The organism is Geoglobus sp., assembly GCF_054018175.1.
The window spans coordinates 1-23,331 of sequence record NZ_JBPLZQ010000094.1 but is presented as its reverse complement, the minus strand read 5'-3'; the positions used below and the strand labels follow the sequence as shown (position 1 = coordinate 23,331).

Sequence of the window (23,331 nt, the reverse complement as noted above, 5' to 3'; positions counted from 1 at the left end):
TGTCGGCTTTCTCAGGAACTTCTTTATCAGTGAGTTGGCGAAGCTCTCGATCATCGGCAGCACGCCCTCGTCCACACCGTATTTGGAGCTGAGCTTGTTGTAGAATTCGATTATTTCCTCGTTTTTTATGTAGTCTGCGTGCGTGTACATAAGGCAGATGGCGTTTCTGGCTTTGAGTTCCTTCAACCTCTCGACGAGGTTCTCAAGCTCCTCCTTTATAATCTCCTCAGCTTTTTTCGCCTCCTTGAGCCTCTTCCTGAGGTTCTCCGAGCTTATCTCTCTGAGGTCGTCTATCGTGTACAGCGTGACTCCTTCCACGTCTCTGACGCCCGGTTCAACGTCCCTCGGCAGTGCGATGTCTATTATCAGGAGCCCCTCTTTTCGCAGCTCCATGACCCTCTGGATGGTCTCTCTCTTCACAACATAATGGGGGGCGGAAGTTGCGGAAATGACGACGTCGCACTCCACCATGTACCTCTCCATTCTCTCGAATGGAACGGCCTTGGCCCTGTTTCCAATCTCTTCGGCCAGCCTTCTTCCCCTTTCGAGGGTTCTGTTGGCGATGTATATTCTCTCGAGGTTCTTGTGTGCAACTGCCTTCGCCACGAGCCTGCCCATCTCTCCAGCACCTATTATCATGGCCTTTTTTCCGTGAAGGGTTCCGAGCGTCCTTTCTGCGAGCTCCACAGCAGCGCTTCCGATTGAAACGGCTCCCTTGTTTATCCTGGTTCTGTTTCTGACCTTCTTTCCAACCTGAATCGCTTTAGAGAAGACGAGGTCGAGAACTTCTCCTATGCTGCCGTACTCCTTTCCAAGGTTGTAGAAGTCCTTCACCTGTCCGAGTATCTGGTCTTCTCCAACCATCATCGACTCGAGTCCGCTTGCGACTCTGAGCAGGTGTTCAAGGCTGTCTCTATCCCGGTGAATCTCGATTATCCTTTCCGGAACGCCCATTTTTCTGGCGAATTCCTTGAGGGTGCTGATCGTGTTCGTGCCGTACACGTAGACCTCAACGCGGTTGCATGTCAGGAGAATTGCGCATTCCTTTATGTTATGGTAACTCATCACCCTGTCGAGCAGCTGGTAATAGTCACCGTGCCAGGCCTTTTGAATCTGATCTATTGAAGCCTTTTTGTGAGAGATGACGAGGTTTGCAATTTCCATTATTTGTAAAATCTCTCAGGCGTATTTTAACCTTTTCTGACACCCATCAAAACTCCAGAAAACGCTCTTTATGCCAGATCTGGCTGGAGTCACTCCGGACTTTATCAGGAACGGAATAAAAAGTGGTTTTATGTCTTGGCTCCGAGGATGCTCTTCGGGCTCCTCTTGATCCTCCTTCTCTTCTTTCCGTCGGAGGTGTACTTCTGGTTCGGGCCCGGCTTCTTGTAGGTCTGGTACTTCGAGGGAACGAGCCTCTGTCCGCCCTTCCTGTTCTTGATTTTGATCCACTGAGTCGTGCCTGTTTTACCCATGGTGGTGACTGTCAGGAGAGAATTTAAAAAAATTTTGGTGTCAATTATCCCTGAGGCAAAATAATAAATATCGCAAGAGAGATAGATTTGATGGATGGTCAGAAGGGCTAAGCTCGTTAATGATGCGGTGGACCTGGTTCCGGTTCTGCAGCTCTTTTCCACTGAAACGTACAGGCGCGTTTATGAAACGCTGTTAAGCGAGTGGAAAACACTCGGGGAGCTGAGGGAGCTTTACGGAGAGGGGGTCGAGGAGGCTCTGAGGATTCTCAAGAATGCCGGGATGCTTGAGGTAAAGTGGAGAATGCCGACCGAGCCTGCGGGAAAGCCGGAAAAGGAATACCACGTGAGCTACACGCACCTCAGCATCAACGTTTACATATCTCTGAAGGATCTGAACACGATTCTGAACGCGATTTTTATGGCTGAGGACGAGGAGAGCGAGATCGTCGGCAGAATTGCAGAACAGATAAATCGGGGGAGGATATCCGTTCAGCACATAAGCAGAGAAACCGGAATGGACAGCCTGTTTATAAGGGCGGTTGCCAAGAAGTCCCTCAGACTAAATCTGAAGGGTCAGCTCGTGGAGTTTGCCAAGGAGGATGAGATATAGCATAAAGAACATACTGGACAGGCTCAAGTGGCACCCAGACTACAGCTTCGAAAAAGTCACCGTCAGGTTTGTTGACAGGCCCCGCGGAATATCCGAGGTTTCTGGTGAGGACATTGTTGACGTTGGCCACAAGTTCATCTACACCCGAACGTCTGCCATACCCCACCACAGGGTGGTGGAGATTCTGCATGATGGCGAGGTTGTCTGGAGAAGAGGATAAATGTTATTTATGGTGACGGTTAAGGCCGGACAATGACTGTGCGGAGCAGACTTGAGGGCAGGATGGATGATACGGCCCTAAAGCTCACAACCTCAATGGATTTTGATGAGAACATCTTTCACTACGATATCCTTGTTGATTACGCTCACGTGGTGATGCTGGAAAAAACCGGAATTCTTGACAGAACTTCGGCGTCGAGAATTCTCAGGGCCCTGAGGGCTGTAGAGGAGGGCGGGTTCGAAAGCCTTTCGAGGGAGTACGAGGACGTTCATGAGGCCATAGAGGCCAAGGTAATTGAGCTCGCGGGTGACGATGGCAGGAAGATGCACACTGCGAGGAGCAGGAACGACGAGGTTGCGACGTGCCTGAGAATGTTCGCGAGGGACAGGATTCTGGACATCCTCTCAACACTCCTCGAGCTTAGGTCGGTGCTTCTCAGGAAGGCAAAGGAGAACGTCAGTGCTGTGATGCCCGGGTTCACGCACCTGCAGTACGCCCAGCCCACAAAGCTGTCACACCACCTGCTCGCGTACCACGACATGGTTGAGAGAGACTTCCAGAGGCTGCTCGACGCGTTCAGAAGGGTAAACCTGTCCCCCCTCGGATCTGCAGCGTTTGCAGGAACGTCTTTCGGTGTTGACAGGGAACTTGTTGCACAGCTCCTCGGATTTGACGGTCTGGTTGAGAACTCCATGGATGCGGTGTCAAGCAGGGACTTCCTTATAGAATCAGTCTTTGCCTGCACCTCTGTCATGCTCTCCTTCAGCAGGATCTGTGAGGAGATCGTGTTGTGGGCATCGGAGTTCGAGTTTGTGTCCCTGCCCGACGAGTACTCCTCCTCTTCAAGCATAATGCCTCAGAAAAAGAATCCTGACACCGCGGAAATCATCAGGGCAAAGGCCGGCAGGGCAATCGGAGACCTCGCAGGTGTGATGGCGATCTACAAGGCGATGCCCTTCGCCTACAACAGGGACTTTCAGGAGATGAACGCCGTGATGTTCAGGGTGATGAACGACACCCTGACATCTGCGAGGGTGATGGTGGGCTTGCTCGACAGAATTGAGTTCAGAACTGACGTGATGGCGTCCAAAGCGGGGAAGGGCTTTTCGGTTGCAACGGAAATAGCCAACCTCCTCGTGCAGAAGGGAGTCCCATTCAGAACCGCACATCGCATTGTCGGCGAGCTCGCAAGGCTCGGCGCTCACAATCCCGACGCGAAACTGCTCGTTGATGTTGCTAAGAGGTTTGGAGCTAAGGTTGAGGTCTCACAGGAGGAGATTGATTCCGTCTCAATTCCTGAAAATGCGGTTGAAAGGAGGACGAGCCTCGGTGGAACGGGTGGGAGGAACGTCCTTGAAATGCTCGAGAAGAGAGTCACCAGGATCGAGGAGGACGAGAGGAGAATTGCTGGAATCAGGATGAAAATTTCCGAGTCTCTGAAGAGGCTGTATGAAGAGGTAGGTGGGTATGCGGGGGAAGAGAGTTAGGATAAGGGCAAAGGGCAGAGTTTTCGAGGGGATAGCACTCCCGTCTGAAGAAGGGAAGATCGTCCTCAAGCTCGACAGCGGTTACAACGTGGGGTTTTACGATTACGAAATTCTCGAGGAAGAGGAGTTCGAGGTTCCCGAGCTCGGACTGCCTGCTGTAAGGGGGAAGGAGGGGTTGAAAAGTATCAAGGTCATCTCAACGGGCGGAACCATAGCGAGCAAGGTTGACTACAAGACTGGAGCTGTGACGAGCCAGTTTACCGCTGAGGAGATCGTCTCCGACATTCCGGAGCTTGCGGAGATCTGCAACATCTCTGCCGAGTTGCTCTACAACATCCTCAGCGAGAATATGAGGCCGGAGTACTGGGTAACCCTCGCGAGGAGGGTTTACGATGCGATAAGGGAGGGGTACGAAGGGGTCATCGTGACCCACGGCACCGACACGATGCACTATTCCGCTTCAGCCCTGGCTTTCATGCTCAGGACTCCTGTTCCTGTCGTTTTCGTTGGCGCGCAGAGAAGCAGCGACAGGCCAAGCAGTGACGCGGCAGTCAACATGATCTGCTCAGCCCACACGGCTTTGAGCGACCTTGGAGAGGTGGCGGTGGTCATGCACGCCACAACCAGCGACGACTACTGCCACATCCACAGGGGCGTGAAGGTGAGGAAGAACCACACCTCGAGGAGGGACGCGTTCGAGAGCGTGAACTATCCACCCCTCGGCAGGGTTTGGAGCGACGGAAGGATAGAGTGGGTTGCAGAGAGGTTCAGGAGAAACGAGAGGGAGCTCAAGCTGTTCGACAGACTCGAGGAGAAGGTCGCCCTGATAAAGTACTTCCCGGGTTTAACCCCTGAAATTCTGGAGTTCTTCTACAGCAAGGGATACAGAGGGTTCGTGATCGAGGGGACCGGCCTCGGCCACGTCTCCACAGACTGGGTTGACACGGTAAGGAGAATTGCCGATGATAGCTTAGTGGTTATGACCTCTCAGTGCCTGTGGGGAAGGGTGTGCGATAGAGTTTATGACACCGGCAGATACCTGCTGAAGGCGGGAGTCATTGAGGGAGAGGACATGCTGCCCGAAACCGCTTTGATAAAGGTGATGTGGCTCCTCGGAAACTTCGAGCTCGAAGAGGCGAGAAAACTCGTCAGGGAGAATCTGGTTGGGGAGATAAACTACAGGAGCGGGTATTAGATTGCGATTTGCTCTCGTTCTCGTTTTTAGGAGATTTTGTCCCTTCCGCATTTGAGAAATTTTAAAATTAGTTTTTTATCTTTCCTTTTCAGGTTTTTCAGCTCTATTTCAGCTCTCGACTTCGCAGTATTGCTAATGTGTCTGAAATATATGACCATTACGATCAAACCAGAATAACCGAGCCTTCTAACGACTTCATAGCACTTTTTCAGCTGTTCTGGCTTTCTTATTGCATCTCTACTACCAAAATTACCTCGAGTACATTCAACTATGGCTACCTTGTCTCGAAGTATGAATATGCAGTCACATCCACCATCTACATCAAAATTTTTGTCGGCACATTTGTCAAACTTTACTTTGAGGATATATTCAGAGGACTTGATTCTGCATCCGTCAATGTTATTACTAAAATCGAGACAGTTACCTTTTAGCATTTCTCTAAGTTCTTTAGCCAGAATTTCAGTATCCGGCATGTTATGCATTCATTTTCCTCCATAGCGCTTCCTCGATTTCTGCATACCTGTTGGACAACTCCACAATTACAGACGAAAATTCCTCTTCTTCTATACCCTCATCAGAGACAATGACTTCCTCAGCAGTACCATCGTTTTTGAACCTGTATATTCTTAGATTTTCCGGTTTCAACCCTTCATGCTCTTTGTAGCCAATCTTTACCTTTTCTTCCTTGGACAATTTGTTAAGGTGTATCAGAGAGTTCAGCTCTTCTAAGATTGTCGGGCTGTGCGTGGTTATGAGGACGCTGATTTTATGGCTCAGCATGGCTAGTGCTCTTGCAACCACGTTTTGCATATTGGGGTGCAAGTGGGTTTCCGGTTCCTCGATTACAATAAATGATTTGGGTTTCAGTACATGCCTGAGGTATATTATCAGGGGCGCGAGTTCCCTCGCTCCTGAATGTGATCTCAGTATTGGTATTTCTTCTCTCGACCTCCTGAAATATATTTCCGGAAAAACCATTCCCAAGGTTTTTACTTCAACTTTTCCTCCTATCTCGTTTTCAAGAAAATCTGCTATGGAACTGATTCCATCATCAACGATCTTTGACGAGTCTTCTACAATTAGGTTTGAGAGCATCTCTCTGTCGGGCTTACTTAGTGGCACATCCTCTGGCCCTGTCCTTGTAAGTGAGTATCTTATTAGGTTTGGGGCCATTCGCAAAAATCCAGATTTACTGTCAGTTAGTATGTATGAATCCTTGTAGATGAAATATCCATCGAGCAGTGTGGAGATGATGTATGGTATTGTGAGTATGCAAATCTGGAAAAATCGAACCTCTTGGGGCATTTTCTGTCCAGGAGGTAAAGCCAATCGTCTTTCAAGAATTTCTCTTCCGTTGTATTTAAGGTAGATCTTGTCAGATGCATACTCCATTTTTAGACCACTTACATCCAGTTTGTCAAGACCCTTTAATTCAACTCTATTGCTTCTTTTGTAGATCAATATCTCGAACCCTTGAGTATTGTCGTTGTTGCAGACCCTTATTCTGGCTTTACTTTTTTCATCCCACGAAACAAGCTTTCCGACTCTTTCTACTCTGAATGTGCTTTTGAAATGATCTGGGAGGGATTTTTTTAATGACTTCTCCAAAGATTTCAGAAGCATTCTTATTAGTCTGGCAGATGTTTCTTCAGACAGTGATTTTTTCTCGTCAATCTCCTTAAACGCCTCCTTAAATTCGGCTGAATTTGTAATGCTGTCAGAAAGTACTTCAAAATCAGTTTCTATTCTCTGGAGCATCCATATAAGGTATGCGAGATAGGACTTTCCCGTCCCTCCTGGACCTATGAAGACTGTGAAGTCACTAAGTGTGACATCTGCAAATTTGACCGGCCCGAAATTCTCTACAATGAATCTCATGATGGGTATTTTCTGGGTACAGGTGTAAAAAATAGTTTTTGTCCGAAGTTTTGTTGGGCCAATATTATATCTCGCTTTTTTCCATCCTCGACGCTTTCATCAGCTCAAGTGTCCTCCTCAACCTCTCTGAATCCCTCTTTTCCGCTATGACATCCAGCTCTGCCCTGTAGGCTTCTACGTCCACCTCTCCTCTCTCCATGTACTCATCTATGAAGTTCCTGTAGAGCTTCACCAGGTCGTGGATCAGGGAGACGCTGTACTCCCTGCCCTGAATCTTCAGGCAGTCCACACCCCTGTCGATCATCTCAGGAATCTCGTCGAGCATCAGGAACATGCTGTTGGGAAGCTGGAAGTCTGAGGCGTACACGTCATCACCGGCGAGCTTCCAGCCAAGCAGGCACGGCCTGAAGCACACGCCACCCCTGTTCGGACTGCCGACGTAGTATGCTTTTCCGTCAATGCTCTCGTACTTTAAGGCCTTGTAGCTGCTCATCCAGCACCTGCCCAGGTATGTGAAGTCGGTGTTTGCGTGAATGAGCACCTCGACCCCCATTCCGGTGTAGGCCTTGATCTCCATCATCTCGTCCAGGCTCATCTTGCAGTCCGCGACGAAGAGGTACGCTCCCGCATCTCTGTAGAGCATGGCCTCCTCCTTGTTGAGTATGCTCGCCCCTATGCTTGCGACTATCCTGAGGTCAGGATGCCTCTCCCTCGTGATCCTCATAAGGCCTATGTCGTTGAGTATTACTGCGTCAATCTCCATGCTGTACAGGCTGTCAAGTTTTTCGACGTACATCCTCTCCTCTCCAGCCTTTGGCATCGCGTTTATCGCTGCCCTCAGCATTCCACCGTAGTCGTGAGCGATCCTGACTGCTCTCTTCAGCTCGTCGTCGCTCATCTCGTACTTCTTGCTCCTCCTGCTCCACCCCTTCACGCCAGCGTAAACGCTGTCAGCTCCAGCCTTAAAGACGGCCTCCACCATCTCCAGGCTTCCACCGGGTCCAAGAAGCTCGACCATAACCATCACCCCGGAACGTAGATCTGTCCGGCTCTGTTGAAGTAGTAGCCGTTTGCCACTCCGTTCTCAGCGAGGCTCTTCAGGAGTTCGAGGTCAGACCTCGAGAACCCCCTCTCGAGCAACCTTCTGTATATCGTTCCAACCTTTTCCCTGTAGCCTATCCTCTCAGAGACTGTCTCAATTCTGAACGCGTCGGCAAAATTCAGCACTTCTATGTGCTCGTACATGCACACGTCCTTCCCGCTGAGCGTCGCGTGACCGAACGGCTTCAGCACGAGGTCCTCACTCTTGAAGTACATCTCCTCCCTGCATATCTTGGGGCAGTCCTTTCTCACAACGTCGGCGAACCTTTTAAGGAAGCACTCGTGCCCTATGCCGACCGGGATCTTTCCGTGCACGACCACCTCTATCTCAACCCCGGTTTCCTTCATCTTCTCTATGTCCTCTACGGCGAGTTCGTAGGCTGGGATTATTCTGTCAACCCCTATGCTGTACAGGAATTCCGCTGTGGAGACTGTGTAAACGTTGGCAAGACCACCGGCAATCAGCCTGACGTCCGGAAATTCCCTTGAGATGTACCTTATGACTCCGAGGTTGCTCGCCTCTATCCCGTCGCAGACCTCAGCGGCAATGTCGATCATCCTGTAAACTCTTTCAAGGTCTCTGTTTCTCGGGACCGCGAAGGTCGTTGCGTAGGCCTTCTTGCCCATCTCTCTCACCATCTCCGCCCCGGCCCTCAGGTCGTCAGGGTTTGCGATCAGGTTACCCTCATATTCCCAGCAGTACGGCATTCCGAGGTAAATCGCATCGTATGGCTTTATGCTGCATTCACTCATGCTTTCAAGATTGGGAATTCCCGTTGTGAGCTCCATACTCTATCACCCCCACCTTCGTTATCTGCCTGGTTTCGTGCTTGACAAGATCAGCGTCAACGCTGAAGTACGTGAGCCTCGGCCCGAAACTGACCTCGGTCACGGTCCTGCCATTATGAATAACCTTCCACATTCTCGCACACTCCATTCCACACTCACCACTTCTCTTAACGCTCCTTCCGGATGAGTATGCGGAGAGCATGCACCTGCCCTTGTAGAACATCTCCACAAAAGCCCTTCCAAATGCCTCAACTTTCAGACTATCGCTCTTGAACTCCTCAATCTCGTGGTTCAGCTCCGGTGGAATTACGACCGCGTAAGCACCGAGCTCCTCGTACAGCCTGATGTCCTCCCTGTTCAGCGAGCACATTCCGACGCTCACGGTAACCTTCTTTTTCCCCGAGATCCTTGAGATTGCTGCAAGCTCGTTGAGAACAACGTGCTCGTGCTTAATTCTGTCACACACCTCTTCCAGCTCATCTGCCTCCTTCACCCTGTTGAGTGCCACCACGGCATAGCTCATCTCGTTTATTTCCTCAAGCGTGAACGCCTTGCTGTCCGAGTATCTGCTGTACCCCTTCAGTCCCACGATCTGCACAATAGCCAATGATTTATCATGATTTAAAAGCCTTTTTCTTTTTACCCCCTCAAGCCCCTCAACCGGAGAAGAAAAATTTTTAGTCTTCAATACTTTTTTCGAGCATGGACAGGGTGACGATAGCCATTGCTGTGTTCATCGCAACACTTCTCGCAGCTGCTGGAGGAATTGCGTACTACTTCGGGATAGTAACCCTGCTGAAACTCGTTTTCGGTCTCGCATATCTGGGTGCATTTCTGGTGTTTGCCCTGATGTTTGGCGTAACCCTGTATGCGAGGTCTTTCAGATACTCGGCTTTGCTGTTCGTACCTCTCGTTCTGTCGGCGTACGGTCTTTACAGCTCATACGTGTGGGACGTCAGGGCAGTGGCTGTCACGACAGCTCTCTTTGTCGTGGGCTTTGCGGCCTTTGTGTGGTACATAAGCGAGCCGGACCTGACCCTGAGGGAGCGGTTCTCCAGTCCGGAATCGCTAATGGCAAGGGGAAACTACAGGGCTGCTGGCAGGAAGTACGAGAAGAAGGGCGATTACGTTAAGGCGGCTGAGGCCTACCTAAAGGCTGGCATGCTCGAAAGTGCAGCGTGGGCTTACGAGAGGGCTGAGAGATACAGGGAGGCGGCGGAGATATACGAGATGCTCGCCGAAAAGCAGGAGGACGTTTACTACTGGAAGGAGGCGTACGAGTTTTACAGGAAGGCGGGGGAGATGGTGAAGGCTGCAGAGTGCCTTGAAAAGTATGCAGAGGACGAGCCATGGTTCTGGGAGGATGTGGCAGAGATTTACGCTGAAATCGGTGACGAGGAAAGGAGGAAGGACGCTCTGAGGAAGGCCCTCGAATACTACAGGAAAGAGGCCGAGGAGGAGGGAGTCTTCTGGGAAGACGTTGCGAAGATATACGAGCAGCTCGGCGAGAATGAGCTCGCGAAAGGTGCGTGGACGAAGTTTGCAAAGTACTGCGAGAGTGAGGCAGAGAACGACCCCATGTGGTACAGGCATGTGGCAGAGGCTTACGAGAAACTCGGCCTGAAGGAAAAGGCAGAAGAGGCGAGAAAGAGGTACGAGGAATACAGGAAGAGCGTGATCTCTGGAAGTGAAAGCTGACTGGCAGGCTGCCGGCATTTTATTTTTGTTACGGAATTTTAAATAGAAACGTTTATATATTCTGGCTCAGAACTTCAAGAAATTGGAAGGTAGGTGTTTGGAATGGAATTTGAAAGGAAACCGCCCGTACAGGTCGGAGATGTGAGAGAGGTTAGGATTGAGAACATTGGCAGTGGTGGAGATGGTATAGCCAGGATTGATGGTTATGTCGTTTTCGTACCAGGCGTGAAGGTTGACGATGTTGTGACGGTAAAGATTACGAAGGTTTTGAGGAAGTACGGATTCGCTGAAGTTGTTTAAAGGCTCTCAGCGAGCTTTTCAATTTCGTCAATATACTTCCTTATTTCTTCAAGGTCTTTTTTCATTTTCTCGATTTTTTCGTCTGCTCCTTCTGGAATTACGGCTCCGTGCTGAGACGGCTCTATAACTCCTGCATGCTCGAGAACCCTGAGCGAATAGCGAACCTTGTGCTTCGGCATGTTGAGAACCTCTGCGAGCTTGAATATTCCTATGGGCTGGCTCTCCTTAACGGCCTTCAGAATCTGGAAGTGCCTCAAAGCTATTTCGGCCTCGTATTTCAGCTTCCTCAGGGCCATTTTTTATCCCCGAAATAAAATGTACTGGTAGTATATTAATCTTCCTGCATTGGGTGGAAGACGACCTCAATTCCCGCCTCCTTCAGAAACTCGAGCCCCCTGCTGTCCGCATACTCCCTGCCGTAAACGACCTTCTTTATCCCCGCGTTGATTATCATCTTCGCGCACATTATGCACGGCTGGTGGGTGGTGTAGAGCGTCGCGTCCTTTATGCTCACTCCGTGGTATGCTGCCTGGATTATCGCGTTCTGCTCCGCATGCACGGCCCTGCACAGCTCGTGCCTCTCCCCGGAGGGGATGTTCAGCTCCTGCCTCAGGCACCCAATGTCCAGGCAGTGGGGAAGCCCCATTGGTGCACCGTTGTAGCCCGTGGAGAGGATGCGCTTGTCCCTCACTATCACCGCTCCGACGTTCTGTCTCAGGCAGGTTGACCTTGAAGCGACGACCCTCGCGATTTCCATGAAGTAGCTGTCCATGTCTGGCCTTCTGTGTGGCATGCTCTCTGATTGTGGGCTGAAAGTTAAATCTTTCTCCGATTGCTTTTTCAGCAGAGATACCGATCCTGACACATGAAGCTCATAATCTGCAGTAAGGCCGATATTGCGAGTCAGAACATAAAAAACGCGATCATAAGCATGGGTGACTTTGAGAAAAGTAATGTGGGTGGTGGCTTTGAGGCGTACATTTCCGACTTTGTCACAGTCGTCGATATCGAAGAGCGGCTGATTTATGCGGACGGCATAGATGCGAGGCTTTCAGAGCATTTTGACTTCGACGAAATCCTGTTCGCGTCGAGACACTCCAGCAAGGACGGCAGGAAGATAATCACGACCCACTGCACGGGCAATGTGGGCAGGGCAGACTTTGGAGGGAAGCCATTCAGTCTCGCGAAGCCGTCTCCGATGACGATGAAGAACTTCTCGCTTCTGGTTGCCGAGAGGCTGGTGGATACCGAGTACGAGTTCACGCTCGAGGCAACCCATCACGGACCGTCCGAGATTCGCACGCCATCTGCATTCTACGAGATCGGTTCCACCGAGGAGGAGTGGAAAGACGAGGACATCGCATGGCTGGTGGCGGAGTGCATGCTCGAGGCCTTGGAAGGAAGGAGAGACTGGACGGTCTCGGTTGGAGTGGGTGGCACTCACTACGTTCCGAGGCAGACCGAAATTGAGGTTGGTACGGTTTACGCGTTCGCCCACAACTTCCCCAAGTACACATTTGAGGATCTCAACGCCGAATTTCTCGAATATGCGATAAAGCTGAGTGGAGCAGAGGTGGTAATAATCGACGAGAAGTCCGTGAACGCAAGGACCAAGGCGCTCGTCAGTGAAGCTGCTGAGAGAGCAGGAGTGGAGGTGCTCAGGTCGAAGCACGCAAAGAGAAACAGGCTTGACATATAATGTGATACAAATCTATTTATACTCAGAAGGAGAGGGATGATTGATGAAGCTCACTGCTGCCATTCTTCCAATCAAGGTGGGCAGATATTCTGTGGCATTGAACAAGGAGGATGCGGCCGAACTCGGTGTTGTTGAAGGCGACAGGGTGAGGGTGGCCAGAAAGAGCCACAGCGTCTCTGCGAGCGTCCAGATTGCGACCGGAATAATAGCGAGGGGGAGGATCGGGATTTATCAGGATGTGGCAGAGGAACTCGGGATTGTTGAAGGATCTGACGTTGAGGTTTATCCTGTTTCAAGACCTGTCAGTGTGGAGCTGATCAGGAAAAAGCTTGAAGGGAAGAAGCTCACCAGGGAGGAGCTTTACGAAATCATCGAGGACATCGTGGAGAACAACCTCACGGAGGTTGAGCTGACGGCATTCGTCCTCGCGAATTACCTCGTGGGGATGGACTTCGACGAGATTGAGTGGATGACCAAGGCGATGGTGGAGACAGGGGAAACCATAGAGTTCGATAAGGGCATAGTTGTGGACAAGCACAGCATAGGTGGAGTTCCGGGAAACAAGGTGAGCCTGATAATTGTTCCGACGGTGGCGTCTGCAGGGCTGCTGATTCCAAAAACCGCGAGCAGGGCGATAACCTCTGCAAGCGGAACTGCAGACACGATGGAGGTGCTGGCCAACGTAAACCTCTCGGTTTCGGAAATAAAGGAGATCACCGAGGAGGTTGGCGGAGTTATAGCCTGGGGTGGAGCCACGAACATCGCCCCTGCAGACGACAGGATAATCAGGGTGGAGTATCCGCTCTCCATAGATCCTCGCCCCCAGCTCCTCGCGAGCGTGATGGCCAAGAAAGGGGCTATAGGGGCGAGGCACGTTGCGATAGACATTCCTGTTGGCAATGGTGCCAAGCTGCCGAATGTTGCTGAAGGCAGGAAGCTCGCTGGCGAGTTCGTGGAACTCGGGAGGAGACTCAACCTAAACGTATCGTGCGCGATAACCAACGGGTCTCAGCCCATAGGCAGGACTGTTGGCCCGGCTCTCGAGGCCAAGGAGGCCATAAAGCTCATGGAGGACAGGCAGGGGTCCTCGAGCCTGCTCGAAAAGTCTCTCGGCATAGCGGGAATGATATTCGAGATGGCCGGGTTGACGTCAAACGGATACGAGATGGCGAGAGAGCTGTTCATGAACGGGAAGACCCTCGAGAAGTTCAGGCAGATAGTCGAGGCACAGGGAGGCAGTGGAGAGGTAAAGTCCGATGACATACCACTTGGAGAGGAGAGATACGTCATAGAGAGCAAGTTCGAGGGTGCGGTTGTCGATGTCATAAACAGCAGGATCGTGAAGATTGCGAGACTCGCGGGCGCTCCAAAGGACAAGGGAGCTGGAGTTTACATTCACAAGAAGAGAGGAGAGGTCGTCAAGCCAGGAGAGCCGCTCATAACAATTTACGCTGAGAAGGGCTGGAAGCTGAACAACGCCGTGGAGTTTGCGGTCGAGAACCCACCTGTTATCGTTTCGGGAATGATTCTGGAGAGGTATCCATCTTTCAAGTACGTTTGAGGTGATGGCAGTGGATGTTAAGGATGGTCTGAAGGATGTTATTGCGACAGAGACGAGCATCTCGAGAATAGAGCTGCTCGATGGAAAGGCAGTACTCGAGTACAGGGGGTACAACATTCACGAGCTCGCCCAGAACTCGACCTACGAGGAAGTCGCATACCTCCTGCTCTTCGGAGAGCTACCGTCAAAAAGCGAGCTCGAGCTCTTCACGGAGGAGCTGAAGGAGAGGAGAGAGTTACCTCCACAGGTCGTTGGGCTGCTCACTCACCTCTCACCCTTCAGTCACCCGATGGTCGCTCTGAGAACGGCCGTCAGCTATCTTGGCACAATGGACAGGAACATCGCCTACACGAGCCACGAGATAAGCATTGAGAAGGCCAAGAACCTGATAGCCAAGTTCCCGACGATCGTGGCGTACTTCCACAGGATAAGGATGGGCGAGAAGCTCGTTCACCCCAGCGACGATCTGGGGCATGCTGCCAACTTCCTATACATGCTCCACGGAGAGGAGCCCACTGAGACGATGGAAAGGGCGCTGGACCTGGACTTCATTCTGCACGCTGACCACGAACTGAACGCCTCAACCTTCGCCGCGAGGGTCGCTGCCTCGACCCTTGCAGACATGTACGCCTGTGTCGTTGCAGCAACGGGAACGCTGATAGGTCCGCTTCACGGTGGTGCGGCCCAGAGGGTCATGGAGATGCTGAGGGAGGTCGCACTCCCGTGGAGGGCCGAGCAGTACGTGAGGGAGAAGCTGGAGAGAGGAGAGAGGATAATGGGCTTCGGTCACAGGGTTTACAGGAACGTGATGGACCCCAGGACGATCGAGCTGAAGAAGCTCGCCAGAAGGCTTTCGGAGGAAAAGGACTCCAAGTGGTACGAGATAAGCGAGGCGATAGAGGATGCCGTGAGGAGGCACAAGAACCTGCTGCCCAACGTTGACTTCTACTCGGCGAGCGTCTACGCGAACCTCGGAATTCCGGACGACCTCTTCGTTAACATATTCGCAATTGGAAGGATTTCCGGCTGGACGGCCCACATCATCGAGCAGTACGAGAACAACTCTCTCATAAGGCCCAGGGCAAAGTACGTCGGGCCCAAGGGCAGAAAGTACGTCCCGCTGAGCGAGAGGTAAAACAAATTTTTTATAATCTTTTCTCACGTTTCGTTTCAGGTGGTGATCATGGCGTTCGAGTTAGCCGAGAGGCTCAGAAAGCTCCCTCCGTACCTGTTCGCAGAGCTCGACGAGATGAAGGCGAGGAAGGAAAGGGAGGGTGTGAAGGTCATCGACTTCGGAGTCGGAGATCCCGATCTGCCGACCCCAGAGCACGTCGTTGAGGAGATGAAGAGGGCGGTTGAGAAGGTCGAGAACCAGAAGTACCCCAGCTACGCTGGCAAGCCCGAGTTCAGGGAGGCTGTGAGCAACTTCTACAGGAGGAGAAAGGGCGTGAGCGTAGATCCAGATAACGTCATCGCGCTTATAGGCTCGAAGGAGGGGATAGCCCACTTACCGCTTGCGTTCGTTGAGAGCGGCGATTACGTGCTCTACACCGAGCCGGGATACCCGGTCTACCACTCCTCCACTCTGCTTGCCGGAGGCATTCCGTACGAGCTTCCGCTCAAGGAGGAGAACAACTTCCTTCCCGATCTGGACAGCATCCCTGATGAGGTCGCAAGAAAGGCCAGGATCATGTTCCTGAACTACCCCAACAATCCCACCACCGCCGTTGCGGAGATGGACTTCATAAAGGAGGTTGTGGACTTCTGCGCGGACAACAACATAATTCTCGCTCATGACGCTGCCTACAGCGAAATCGCCTTCGACTACAGGCCGAGGAGCTTCCTTGAATACGAGAACGCGATGGATTGCGTGATAGAGTTCGGCTCGCTGAGCAAGACCTACAACATGACCGGGTGGAGGATAGGTTACGCTCTCGGCAACGAGGAGGCCGTGAAGGGGCTGCTCAAGGTCAAGACCAACGTGGACAGCGGCGTTTTCAATGCCGTTCAGGACGCCGGTATCGCGGCTCTGAACGGAGATGATGGAGTTATAGAGGAGAACAACAGGGTTTACAGGGAAAGGCGAGACAGGCTCGTTGAAGGGCTGAGAGAGCTCGGGTTCGAGGTGGAGAAACCAAAGGCCACGTTTTACGTGTGGCTGAAGGTCGGAATGCCCAGCATGGAGTTCGCAAAGAACCTCCTCGACAGGGCTGGCGTGCTTGTCACACCGGGAGTTGGCTTCGGTAAGAGCGGCGAGGGATACGTGAGGTTCGCCCTGACGAGAGACGTGAGCGTCATTGATGAGGCTCTGAAGAGAATGGAGGGTGCCGGAGTTGTTTGAATCGAGGAACGGGGTGCTGCACGTAGAGGACGTGGATTTCAGGGAGATAGTCGGAGTTACTGGCACCCCGGTCTACGTGACCTCGAGGAGGCTGCTCGAGGAAAACATTCGGGCCTACAAAACCCACTTCGGATGGGCGAGGATGCTCTACGCGGTGAAGGCAAACAACAACCTCGCCCTGATGAGAATATTCGCGAGATCCGGATTTGGAGCCGACGTTTTCTCTGCTGGAGAACTGTACCTTGCCCTGCTCGCCGGATTTGACAGAAACTACGTGCTGTTCAACGGAAACTCGAAAAGTGACGAGGAGATAGAATTCGGAGTTAGGGCAGGAGTTAAGTTCAGCGTGGACAGCACTGACGAGCTTTACGCAATCTCTGAAATCGCGTCAAACCTGGGAAGGACGGTCAGGATTGCCTTCAGGGTGAATCCCGACATAAGCCCCGAAACCCACCCCAAAATAGCGACCGGGCTGAAGACGTCGAAGTTCGGGATACCGTCTGCGGAAATTCTGGACGCCTACAGGCTTGCGCTTGAACTACCTTCGGTGGAACCGGTGGGAATTCACTGTCACATCGGAAGTCAGATAACCGACGCCTCACCTTTCGTCGAGGAGCTCGAGAAGATGTTTGAAATAGCGGGGAAGCTGGAGGAGATGGGTGTCAGACTCGAGTTCCTCGACATGGGTGGGGGCTTCGGGATTGACTACGAAGGTGACGGAAGGGCGGATGTGGGGAGATTTGCGAGTGCCCTCAGGCCGGTTTACGAGAGAGGCGTTGCAGAGCTGAAATCAAGGCCGGAGCTCTGGATAGAGCCCGGAAGAAGTCTGGTTGCAAACACCACCGTTCTGATAACAAGGGTGAACTCCGTGAAGAGAGCCTACAGGAACTTCGTTGCCGTCGATGCCGGCTTCAACCTGCTTTTGAGGCCTGCGATGTATGACGCGTATCACAGAGTCGGGGTTGCCAACAAGTTTGGGCTCGAGGCTGAGGAGGTCTACACGGTAGTAGGGCCGATATGCGAGTCGGGAGACGTTCTTGCCAGGGACAGAAAGCTTCCGAGGGTCGAGAAGGGTGACTACATAGTAATATTCGACGCCGGAGCGTATGGGTTTGCCATGAGCAGCCAGTACAACGGCAGACCGAGATGTGCTGAGGTTCTTGTGGACGGCGAGCGGTTCCACGTCATCAGGGAGAGGGAGGGCTTCGGAGATCTTGTATCCAGGCAGGTCATTCCCGAGGACCTGCTCTGAGTTCGTCAATTATAAATAATTTTAAATCTACTCTCTGCATGGGCAGTCTCATCGCTGCCGTGGACGTTGGCACCACCTCGATAAAGGCCGGGGTTGTTGACACTGACGATTATTCTGTGAGAAGTTTCTCGTCGAGGAAGGCAGAGGTAATGCACCCGAGAGAGGGTTTCGCCGAGAAGGATCCTGAAAGGCTCTGGAACACTGTTGTAGAGCTGCTGAAGGACGTTTGCGATGGACACGACATTGACGCGCTCGTTTTCACGGCCCACATGGCCGGAATAACGCTGCTCGACTCTGCGGGCGAGCCAGCTGGCAACATGGTCATATGGCTGGACGAGAGGGGAAAGGGCTACCCGAGGGAGCTCTGGTCCGGCCCGCTCAGGGTTCAGGGGTACAACCTTCTCAGGCTATTGAGGTTCCTCAGAGTAACTGGCGGAGCTCCGAGCAGGACTGGAAAGGACGTCGTCTCGAAGCTCGCGTGGATGATGGAGAACGAACCCGAAAGATTCCGCAGGGCCAGGAGGGTTCTTGACGTGAAGGGCTACCTGATATACCGGGCCTGCGGGGAGCCAGTAACGAGTCAGGACGAGGCGCATCTGACTTGGCTTGCCGACACAAGGAAGGGGAAGGCGGAGTGGCATGCGGGCCTGATGAGAGAGTATGGCCTTTCGCCTGACCTGTTTCCGGAGATAAGGAACAGCACGGACATCGCCGGCAGGGCTGGAAAGGATGTGGCCCGGGAGGTCGGGATCAGCCCTGGCACTCCGGTTGTCGTGGGGGCGGGGGACATGTGCACTGCCGCAATAGGCTCCGGTGCCACAGGCGAGAACGAGGTGCACGTTTACATCGGCACGAGCGACTGGGTTGCGGCGCACGTCTCGAAGAGGGTGGCTGACCTGAAGCACTACATCGGCACTCTGCTGAGCGGGATTCCCGGAAAATATCTGCTCGTTGCCGAGCAGGAGGTGGCGGGAGGGGCGATAGAGTGGCTCATGGAGCTCACGGGGGTTGACAGTTACGGGGAAGTTGAGCGGATGGCGAGGTGTGGAACGAATCTGCTCTTCACACCCTGGTTCTTCGGAGAGCGAGCACCCCTGGATGACGGACACGTCAGGGGAAGTGTCGTGAACCTCAGCCTGAAGACAGAGAAGGGCGAGCTCTTCAGGGCCCTGATGGAGGGGATTGCACTCAACATATCCTGGGCCTACGGGATTGTGGAGAGGATGGTGGGAAAGCAGGAAAGTGTGAGGGTGACCGGAGGGGGAGCGAGGTTTGACGTGCTGTGCGAGATAATTGCGAGCACGCTCGACAGGCCAGTCGTGAGGACCGCAAGACCTGAAATGGCCGGTCTGAGGGGGCTCGGAGTCATTGCCTCTGTCGCTCTCGGAAAGGACACGTTCGAGTCTGCCGTGAATAAGTTCAGGTTCGACAGAACCTTCAGGCCAGACAGGGAGCTTGTGGAGGTCTACAGGAGAAAGATGAAACACTTCAGAGAGTACTACAGGAAGACGAGGGGACTCTTCAGGAGGCTCAACGAGGGATTATTCTGAGGGGCGGAATATTACCTCGTTTATCATGCTCCTAAGCACCTGTTCGACGGTTTCCGGCGTCAGGCGGTGTATTAGCTCGTTCACCGGAGTCAGGTTTTCAGGCAGCTCTCCGGGCCTCATTCCGAGGGCACCCTGAACGTCCGAAAGAATTTTATCGACGTCGTATCTGACCTCCGCTCCTCTCACCTCCTCAACGGACCCCCTGAGGTCGTCGAGGAAGTCGTCAACCATCCTCTCGTGCCCCGGGTTTATCGTCAGGTGGATGCACTTTGGATATCCGAGCCTTTCCGAGCCGGGCTGTGGCTGTATGTACCAGCCCCTTTTCTCCATCGAGCTTGCCAGCAGGAAGACGTCCACTGATTTTGACGTAAATGCCATGACGCTTCCTTCCGGCCCCCCTATAACCTCGAGCCCCATTTCCGGCAGCTCCCTCTCGAGCCTCTTCCTAACCCTCAGGACCCTCGCTGCCAGATCCACGTACCCCTCCCTGCCCAGGTGCCTCATCACAGCCCACGTCGCGGCCAGAGTTCCTGCTGAGCGGGTTGAGAGTACGGCGGTGTTAACCAGCGGATACCCCGGCCACGAGGACATGACGAATATCTGCCCCTCTCTCAGATCTGGGCTCCTGTAGAGGACTGCTGAAGCCCCCCGGGGAGCGTATCCGAACTTGTGGAAGTCTGCGGACACTGACGAAACACCATCGAGGGAGAAGTCGAAGTCGGGAATTCTCTCTCCGTTCTCCCTCATGAACGGCAGGATGAAACCTCCGAGGCACGCATCAACGTGAAGCCACAGCCCCTTCTCCTCGCACACCTCCGCGACACTTCTGATATCGTCCACAACACCGAACGGGTAGTTGGGGGCCGAGCATGCGACCATGCAGGAGTTCTCGCTCAGAACCTCGCTCACCGCACCTCCATCGACCCTCCACTCCTCGTTTGTCCTGACTCTCACGACCCTCAGGCCGAGGTACTCTGCGGACTTGTAGAAAGCGGGATGGGCCGTGTCTGGCAGAACCAGCTCCGGAACCGCGCTTTTTCCTTGTTCTTTTCTGAACCTCTCTCTTGCAGCTTTGACCGCGAGCATTATGCTCTCTGTCCCTCCGTAGGTGAAGTTCCCCACGACCTCCTCGCCACCGTTCAGGATCTCTCTCGCGAAGCCGATAACGTCGTTCTCCATCTTCAGCACACTTGGGTAGACTGTGAAGTCCAGCATGGTCTTGTCCATGTACATGACGTACGCTCTCCTGACAATCTCGATGACGTCTGTCAGCCCTGAGTAGTAGGTGTGACCCCACATCCTCCCGCTGAGAGGGTCGAAGTCTCTTTTAGAGAGCTCTTCGAGCTCCCTCAGAACGGTATCTCTATCCAGACCTTTGCCGGGAAGCATTTCTCCACCACTCCTTCGATGATCTGTGCTTTTATCGGTTGAATTCTCCCGGCTCCACCAAATAATTTTCGATGATTTATCGTTGATTTATCACCACCTCCAAACGCAACAGTTATATTCAAATTCCACCAACCATGAGCGCAGGGGGTCGTGGCGTAGCCAGGAAGCGCGGCGGGCTCCAGCGGTGTGATGACTGATGGGTCTGCTGAGCGGTGATGATCCGCTGGAGTGCTGACCCGGGGAGACCCGCCAGTCGTGGGTTCAAATCCCACCGGCCCCATTTTTAACTGCAACATCACTTTTCGGACGCGTTACGTATATCAATTCAGGCTTCCAGAATTTTTCGGGGATGTCTCATGGACATCGTTTCGAGGCTGAGGGAACTCGCGCTGATTCCCGGAATTTCTGGGTACGAAGATGCTGTGAAGGGTAAGCTGAAGGAGTGGCTCAGACAGCATGCCGACTTCTACGAGGACAGAATCGGAAACCTTATTGTCGAGGTTGGGGAGGGAAAGGAGAAAATCTTGTTCATGGCCCACATAGACGAGATAGGACTTGTCATCACCGGGATAACCGACGATGGAAAGCTCACGTTCAGAAAAGTTGGGGGCATAGATGACAGAATTCTGTACGGAAGGCACGTTGATGTTGTAACGGGATCAGGTAAGCTGGACGGCGTAATAGGCTCAACGCCTCCGCACCTCAACATCGAGGGAAGGAGCGAGGTGGTTCCGTGGCATGAGCTCACCATAGACATCGGGGCCGAAAGTAGAGAGGAGGCGAGGGACCTGGGAGTTAATCCACTGGATTTTGCGGTGTTCAAAAAGCACTTCGCCGTCCTCAACGGGAAAATCGTGTCGTGCCGTTCCCTCGACGACAGGTTCGGAGCAGTCGTGCTGTTTGAAGTCATCAGGCGAGCAGTGGAAAACGACATTCGGGACAGGCTCGACGGAAAGATCGTGTTTGCGTTCACCGTTCAGGAGGAAAACGGATTGAAAGGAGCGAAATTCCTCGCCAACAGCTTCTCACCCGATTACGCCATTGCTGTTGACTCATTCGGATGCTGCAACGTTCTCACTGGCGACGTCAGGTTCGGCGGGGGCCCCGTAATAAGGGCGATGGACAACTCTGCGATTTACTCGAGGAGCCTCATCAGGAGGGTGAGAGATGTTGCGAGCAGGGCGAGCATTCCCGTTCAGATCGGCACCACTGGGGGTGGGACAGACTCTTCGGCGTTCGAGCACAAGAGCGAGATCCTCACTCTCAGCGTTCCAATCAAATACCTGCACAGCGAGGTGGAAATGATTCACCTCGGTGATGTCAGGGGGCTGATCGATCTGCTGACAGCGCTTGTGGAGAAACTTTGAGGATAAAAAGAGTCAATTCTCTGTCCTTGGAGACCTCAATCGTCCACAGCCTCCATGCTGCTCGTCAGCGTCCAGCCCATCCCGCCACCAACGGGAACGTTTGAGACCTCAATCAATTCGCCTGATGGGCTCGTGAACGTGACTTTCTTTTTGTAGCAATCTTTGTCGATTTTGAGACACCTCAAATCGTAAACTTCCAGAACGGAACCATCGTCAAAAACTATTTCGAAACCGTAATCTTCTTCTTCGCTCGTATTCACAAGAATATTCGTCACCCTTTTGCCGATCAGAGTTCTCAAGATTTCAGCGTCATCTTTCCTCATCTGAGGCAATCCTCCCAAAATACTCCTCAAGTTTTCTATCCTTCTTCACTATCCTGAGCAGCGTCTCCTTTATCTCTTCCGGATCCGAGCTTTTAAGACCGAAGTAGACGGCGAAGTTTCTGGTTGTCCTGAGGATTGTCGCTCTTCCCTTTTTCTCCTCTGATACGAATCCCATTTCCTTCAGCTTTTTTACGTGCTCGTAGCACCTGTTCCCCCTAATTCTGGCGAGGTCTGAGAGCTTGATCGGTTGCCTCACTGCTATGATTGCGAGTGTCCTGAGCACACCCCTCTCCATGTCCTTCTCAGTGAACGACCTGACGACGTCTCCGTATTCCGGCTTCACTCTCATCAGGTACTTCTTCCCGAGCATGACGATCTCGATGGACGTCTGCCTCGCGGAGTAGTCCTCTATGAGCTCCTGTATGCAGTCTTCCACCTCTTTCGTGCTGGCCCCGAGTATCTTTGCTATTCTCGATGCGGGTATTGGCTCCGAAGATGCGAACAGGATCGCTTCAACCCTCTCCTTCATCGTCCAGCCTCCGGATCTCTATGTCGCTTTCGAAAATTCTTTCCTGCCGTATCTCGAACACCCTCCTGAATGCCAGGTGAAGTACCGAAATGTACTTGGAGACGAGGTCAAATCCGGCAATTTCGCCGAGCCTGACGATGTCCCTGTTCTTCATCATCCTGGTCACGACCTCCCTAACCTTTTCTATTACCTCCTCGAGGTTCTCGTCGTGCGGGACCTCCATCGGGTCCACGACGTGCCCCTTCTCAGCCCTCCTCTTTCTTCTCCTCCTTTTCCTGACTCTCTCCGCGCTTTCGAGCTCCCTGATGAGGTCTTCAAGGGTGGTGTACCTCCTGACTCTTTTTCTGCCGGCTTCAATCAGGGCACTTATGAGCTCGTCCTCTATCACGTCACCCTCGTGCAGAAACTCCTGGGAAAGAAACTCCTCGAATTCGTCAGCGTGCTCGAAGTACTCGTAGTCGTGGTAGTCATCGTAACCGTACTCGTAGTCGATTTCCGGGTACTGCTCCTCCTCGTCATCCACGATCCCGATGGCCTCGCTTGTTATTATGTCTGACTTCATCCTGA

The 23,331-nt window shown here is 52.7% G+C and carries 26 protein-coding genes and 1 tRNA gene; 14 read left to right on the top strand and 13 right to left on the bottom strand.

The window, feature by feature from the left end; translation table 11 throughout:
- The coding region (hemA, locus tag ACXJJC_RS07355) for a glutamyl-tRNA reductase (protein WP_456370618.1) at positions 1-1,164 on the bottom strand (1,164 nt) is incomplete at its 3' end.
- A 128-nt stretch (positions 1,165-1,292) separates the two neighbouring features.
- On the bottom strand, positions 1,293-1,475 hold the full coding sequence (locus ACXJJC_RS07350) for a DUF5350 domain-containing protein (protein ID WP_456370616.1): 183 nt from the start codon (positions 1,473-1,475) through the stop codon (positions 1,293-1,295).
- Positions 1,476-1,569: 94 nt separating this feature from the next.
- Here ACXJJC_RS07350 and ACXJJC_RS07345 point away from each other — a divergent pair, with 94 nt between their 5' ends.
- From ACXJJC_RS07345 to gatD, 4 genes are read left to right on the top strand one after another with little or no spacing between them, the layout of a single operon-like run.
- Entirely contained in the window at positions 1,570-2,085 is a 516-nt protein-coding gene (locus ACXJJC_RS07345; protein WP_456370614.1) for an ArsR family transcriptional regulator, read from the top strand.
- Entirely contained in the window at positions 2,075-2,305 is a 231-nt protein-coding gene (locus ACXJJC_RS07340; RefSeq protein WP_456370612.1) for a DUF504 domain-containing protein, read from the top strand. The genes ACXJJC_RS07345 and ACXJJC_RS07340 overlap by 11 nt, the downstream gene beginning before the upstream one ends.
- 32 nt (positions 2,306-2,337) lie before the next feature.
- Positions 2,338-3,792 (top strand): argininosuccinate lyase, encoded by a 1,455-nt coding sequence (gene argH / locus ACXJJC_RS07335; RefSeq protein WP_456370611.1) that lies wholly within the window; start codon positions 2,338-2,340, stop codon positions 3,790-3,792.
- Complete coding sequence (gatD, locus tag ACXJJC_RS07330; protein WP_456370609.1) at positions 3,773-4,987, top strand: Glu-tRNA(Gln) amidotransferase subunit GatD; 1,215 nt, start codon at positions 3,773-3,775, stop codon at positions 4,985-4,987. Before argH ends, gatD begins: the two co-directional genes overlap by 20 nt.
- Positions 4,988-5,013: 26 nt before the next feature.
- On the opposite strand, the gene ACXJJC_RS07325 is transcribed toward gatD, so the two are convergent.
- From ACXJJC_RS07325 to ACXJJC_RS07305, 5 genes are all read right to left on the bottom strand, one after another.
- Positions 5,014-5,469: a hypothetical protein gene (locus ACXJJC_RS07325; RefSeq protein ID WP_456370607.1), complete on the bottom strand. Its 456-nt coding sequence runs from the start codon at positions 5,467-5,469 to the stop codon at positions 5,014-5,016.
- On the bottom strand, positions 5,462-6,865 hold the full coding sequence (locus tag ACXJJC_RS07320; protein WP_456370605.1) for an AAA family ATPase: 1,404 nt from the start codon (positions 6,863-6,865) through the stop codon (positions 5,462-5,464). Before ACXJJC_RS07320 ends, ACXJJC_RS07325 begins: the two co-directional genes overlap by 8 nt.
- A gap of 64 nt (positions 6,866-6,929) precedes the next feature.
- Positions 6,930-7,883, bottom strand: coding sequence for a peptidase U32 family protein (locus ACXJJC_RS07315; protein ID WP_456370603.1), 954 nt, complete (start codon positions 7,881-7,883; stop codon positions 6,930-6,932).
- Between the two features lie 5 nt (positions 7,884-7,888).
- Positions 7,889-8,755 (bottom strand): peptidase U32 family protein, encoded by an 867-nt coding sequence (locus ACXJJC_RS07310; RefSeq protein ID WP_456370601.1) that lies wholly within the window; start codon positions 8,753-8,755, stop codon positions 7,889-7,891.
- The gene (locus tag ACXJJC_RS07305) at positions 8,724-9,353 is read right to left on the bottom strand and encodes a U32 family peptidase (protein ID WP_456370600.1); all 630 of its coding nucleotides are present in this window, start codon (positions 9,351-9,353) and stop codon (positions 8,724-8,726) included. Before ACXJJC_RS07305 ends, ACXJJC_RS07310 begins: the two co-directional genes overlap by 32 nt.
- Positions 9,354-9,457: 104 nt before the next feature.
- Between ACXJJC_RS07305 and ACXJJC_RS07300 the strand changes: the two genes are divergently transcribed.
- Both ACXJJC_RS07300 and ACXJJC_RS07295 read left to right on the top strand, forming a co-directional pair.
- The gene (locus ACXJJC_RS07300; protein WP_456370598.1) at positions 9,458-10,453 is read left to right on the top strand and encodes a GlcNAc transferase; all 996 of its coding nucleotides are present in this window, start codon (positions 9,458-9,460) and stop codon (positions 10,451-10,453) included.
- A gap of 102 nt (positions 10,454-10,555) precedes the next feature.
- Complete coding sequence (locus ACXJJC_RS07295; RefSeq protein ID WP_456370597.1) at positions 10,556-10,753, top strand: TRAM domain-containing protein; 198 nt, start codon at positions 10,556-10,558, stop codon at positions 10,751-10,753.
- On the opposite strand, the gene ACXJJC_RS07290 is transcribed toward ACXJJC_RS07295, so the two are convergent.
- Positions 10,750-11,049 (bottom strand): hypothetical protein, encoded by a 300-nt coding sequence (locus tag ACXJJC_RS07290; RefSeq protein WP_456370595.1) that lies wholly within the window; start codon positions 11,047-11,049, stop codon positions 10,750-10,752. The two genes, ACXJJC_RS07295 and ACXJJC_RS07290, sit on opposite strands and share 4 nt — an antisense overlap.
- Before the next feature lie 35 nt (positions 11,050-11,084).
- Entirely contained in the window at positions 11,085-11,546 is a 462-nt protein-coding gene (locus ACXJJC_RS07285) for a deoxycytidylate deaminase (protein ID WP_456370594.1), read from the bottom strand.
- 72 nt (positions 11,547-11,618) lie between these two features.
- Here ACXJJC_RS07285 and ACXJJC_RS07280 point away from each other — a divergent pair, with 72 nt between their 5' ends.
- The 6 genes from ACXJJC_RS07280 to ACXJJC_RS07255 are packed head-to-tail and all read left to right on the top strand — an operon-like array spanning position 11,619 to position 19,156.
- Complete coding sequence (locus ACXJJC_RS07280; protein ID WP_456370592.1) at positions 11,619-12,452, top strand: D-aminoacyl-tRNA deacylase; 834 nt, start codon at positions 11,619-11,621, stop codon at positions 12,450-12,452.
- 43 nt (positions 12,453-12,495) lie between these two features.
- Complete coding sequence (locus ACXJJC_RS07275) at positions 12,496-14,013, top strand: AMP phosphorylase (RefSeq protein WP_456370590.1); 1,518 nt, start codon at positions 12,496-12,498, stop codon at positions 14,011-14,013.
- 4 nt (positions 14,014-14,017) lie between these two features.
- Positions 14,018-15,148, top strand: coding sequence for a citrate/2-methylcitrate synthase (locus ACXJJC_RS07270; protein WP_456370589.1), 1,131 nt, complete (start codon positions 14,018-14,020; stop codon positions 15,146-15,148).
- Between the two features lie 48 nt (positions 15,149-15,196).
- Positions 15,197-16,354 (top strand): LL-diaminopimelate aminotransferase, encoded by a 1,158-nt coding sequence (locus tag ACXJJC_RS07265; protein ID WP_456370588.1) that lies wholly within the window; start codon positions 15,197-15,199, stop codon positions 16,352-16,354.
- Entirely contained in the window at positions 16,347-17,606 is a 1,260-nt protein-coding gene (gene lysA / locus ACXJJC_RS07260; RefSeq protein WP_456370587.1) for a diaminopimelate decarboxylase, read from the top strand. Before ACXJJC_RS07265 ends, lysA begins: the two co-directional genes overlap by 8 nt.
- Positions 17,607-17,644: 38 nt before the next feature.
- Complete coding sequence (locus ACXJJC_RS07255) at positions 17,645-19,156, top strand: xylulokinase (RefSeq protein ID WP_456370585.1); 1,512 nt, start codon at positions 17,645-17,647, stop codon at positions 19,154-19,156.
- Here the strand turns inward: ACXJJC_RS07255 and ACXJJC_RS07250 are convergent.
- Positions 19,148-20,545, bottom strand: a complete 1,398-nt coding sequence (locus ACXJJC_RS07250) for a pyridoxal phosphate-dependent decarboxylase family protein (protein WP_456370584.1) — start codon at positions 20,543-20,545, stop codon at positions 19,148-19,150. The two genes, ACXJJC_RS07255 and ACXJJC_RS07250, sit on opposite strands and share 9 nt — an antisense overlap.
- Positions 20,546-20,689: 144 nt before the next feature.
- Between ACXJJC_RS07250 and ACXJJC_RS07245 the strand changes: the two genes are divergently transcribed.
- Together ACXJJC_RS07245 and ACXJJC_RS07240 are read left to right on the top strand one after the other, a co-directional pair.
- Positions 20,690-20,825 (top strand) — tRNA-Trp (locus ACXJJC_RS07245).
- A gap of 76 nt (positions 20,826-20,901) precedes the next feature.
- Positions 20,902-21,912, top strand: a complete 1,011-nt coding sequence (locus ACXJJC_RS07240) for a M42 family metallopeptidase (RefSeq protein WP_456370583.1) — start codon at positions 20,902-20,904, stop codon at positions 21,910-21,912.
- 35 nt (positions 21,913-21,947) lie between these two features.
- Here ACXJJC_RS07240 and ACXJJC_RS07235 read toward each other — a convergent pair whose 3' ends face one another.
- The 3 genes from ACXJJC_RS07235 to ACXJJC_RS07225 all read right to left on the bottom strand — a co-directional run.
- Positions 21,948-22,235 carry a hypothetical protein gene (locus ACXJJC_RS07235; RefSeq protein WP_456370582.1) on the bottom strand — a complete coding sequence of 96 codons (288 nt, stop codon included), beginning with the start codon at positions 22,233-22,235 and terminating at the stop codon, positions 21,948-21,950.
- Positions 22,222-22,764, bottom strand: coding sequence for an SMC-Scp complex subunit ScpB (gene scpB / locus ACXJJC_RS07230; RefSeq protein WP_456370580.1), 543 nt, complete (start codon positions 22,762-22,764; stop codon positions 22,222-22,224). The genes ACXJJC_RS07235 and scpB overlap by 14 nt, the downstream gene beginning before the upstream one ends.
- The coding region (locus ACXJJC_RS07225; protein WP_456370579.1) for a segregation/condensation protein A at positions 22,748-23,331 on the bottom strand (584 nt) is incomplete at its 5' end. The genes ACXJJC_RS07225 and scpB, both read right to left, overlap by 17 nt.

Excerpts from the sequence above, each read along its gene's own strand:
- ACXJJC_RS07350 (WP_456370616.1), bottom strand. The coding sequence starts at position 1,475 with ATGGGTAAAACAGGCACGACTCAGTGGATCAAAATCAAGAACAGGAAG.
- ACXJJC_RS07345 (WP_456370614.1), top strand. The coding sequence starts at position 1,570 with ATGGTCAGAAGGGCTAAGCTCGTTAATGATGCGGTGGACCTGGTTCCG.
- ACXJJC_RS07340 (WP_456370612.1), top strand. The coding sequence starts at position 2,075 with ATGAGATATAGCATAAAGAACATACTGGACAGGCTCAAGTGGCACCCA.
- argH (WP_456370611.1), top strand. The coding sequence starts at position 2,338 with ATGACTGTGCGGAGCAGACTTGAGGGCAGGATGGATGATACGGCCCTA.
- gatD (WP_456370609.1), top strand. The coding sequence starts at position 3,773 with ATGCGGGGGAAGAGAGTTAGGATAAGGGCAAAGGGCAGAGTTTTCGAG.
- ACXJJC_RS07325 (WP_456370607.1), bottom strand. The coding sequence starts at position 5,469 with ATGCATAACATGCCGGATACTGAAATTCTGGCTAAAGAACTTAGAGAA.
- ACXJJC_RS07320 (WP_456370605.1), bottom strand. The coding sequence starts at position 6,865 with ATGAGATTCATTGTAGAGAATTTCGGGCCGGTCAAATTTGCAGATGTC.
- ACXJJC_RS07315 (WP_456370603.1), bottom strand. The coding sequence starts at position 7,883 with ATGGTCGAGCTTCTTGGACCCGGTGGAAGCCTGGAGATGGTGGAGGCC.
- ACXJJC_RS07310 (WP_456370601.1), bottom strand. The coding sequence starts at position 8,755 with ATGGAGCTCACAACGGGAATTCCCAATCTTGAAAGCATGAGTGAATGC.
- ACXJJC_RS07300 (WP_456370598.1), top strand. The coding sequence starts at position 9,458 with ATGGACAGGGTGACGATAGCCATTGCTGTGTTCATCGCAACACTTCTC.
- ACXJJC_RS07295 (WP_456370597.1), top strand. The coding sequence starts at position 10,556 with ATGGAATTTGAAAGGAAACCGCCCGTACAGGTCGGAGATGTGAGAGAG.
- ACXJJC_RS07290 (WP_456370595.1), bottom strand. The coding sequence starts at position 11,049 with ATGGCCCTGAGGAAGCTGAAATACGAGGCCGAAATAGCTTTGAGGCAC.
- ACXJJC_RS07285 (WP_456370594.1), bottom strand. The coding sequence starts at position 11,546 with ATGCCACACAGAAGGCCAGACATGGACAGCTACTTCATGGAAATCGCG.
- ACXJJC_RS07280 (WP_456370592.1), top strand. The coding sequence starts at position 11,619 with ATGAAGCTCATAATCTGCAGTAAGGCCGATATTGCGAGTCAGAACATA.
- ACXJJC_RS07275 (WP_456370590.1), top strand. The coding sequence starts at position 12,496 with ATGAAGCTCACTGCTGCCATTCTTCCAATCAAGGTGGGCAGATATTCT.
- ACXJJC_RS07270 (WP_456370589.1), top strand. The coding sequence starts at position 14,018 with ATGGCAGTGGATGTTAAGGATGGTCTGAAGGATGTTATTGCGACAGAG.
- ACXJJC_RS07265 (WP_456370588.1), top strand. The coding sequence starts at position 15,197 with ATGGCGTTCGAGTTAGCCGAGAGGCTCAGAAAGCTCCCTCCGTACCTG.
- ACXJJC_RS07255 (WP_456370585.1), top strand. The coding sequence starts at position 17,645 with ATGGGCAGTCTCATCGCTGCCGTGGACGTTGGCACCACCTCGATAAAG.
- ACXJJC_RS07250 (WP_456370584.1), bottom strand. The coding sequence starts at position 20,545 with ATGCTTCCCGGCAAAGGTCTGGATAGAGATACCGTTCTGAGGGAGCTC.
- ACXJJC_RS07240 (WP_456370583.1), top strand. The coding sequence starts at position 20,902 with ATGGACATCGTTTCGAGGCTGAGGGAACTCGCGCTGATTCCCGGAATT.
- ACXJJC_RS07235 (WP_456370582.1), bottom strand. The coding sequence starts at position 22,235 with ATGAGGAAAGATGACGCTGAAATCTTGAGAACTCTGATCGGCAAAAGG.
- scpB (WP_456370580.1), bottom strand. The coding sequence starts at position 22,764 with ATGAAGGAGAGGGTTGAAGCGATCCTGTTCGCATCTTCGGAGCCAATA.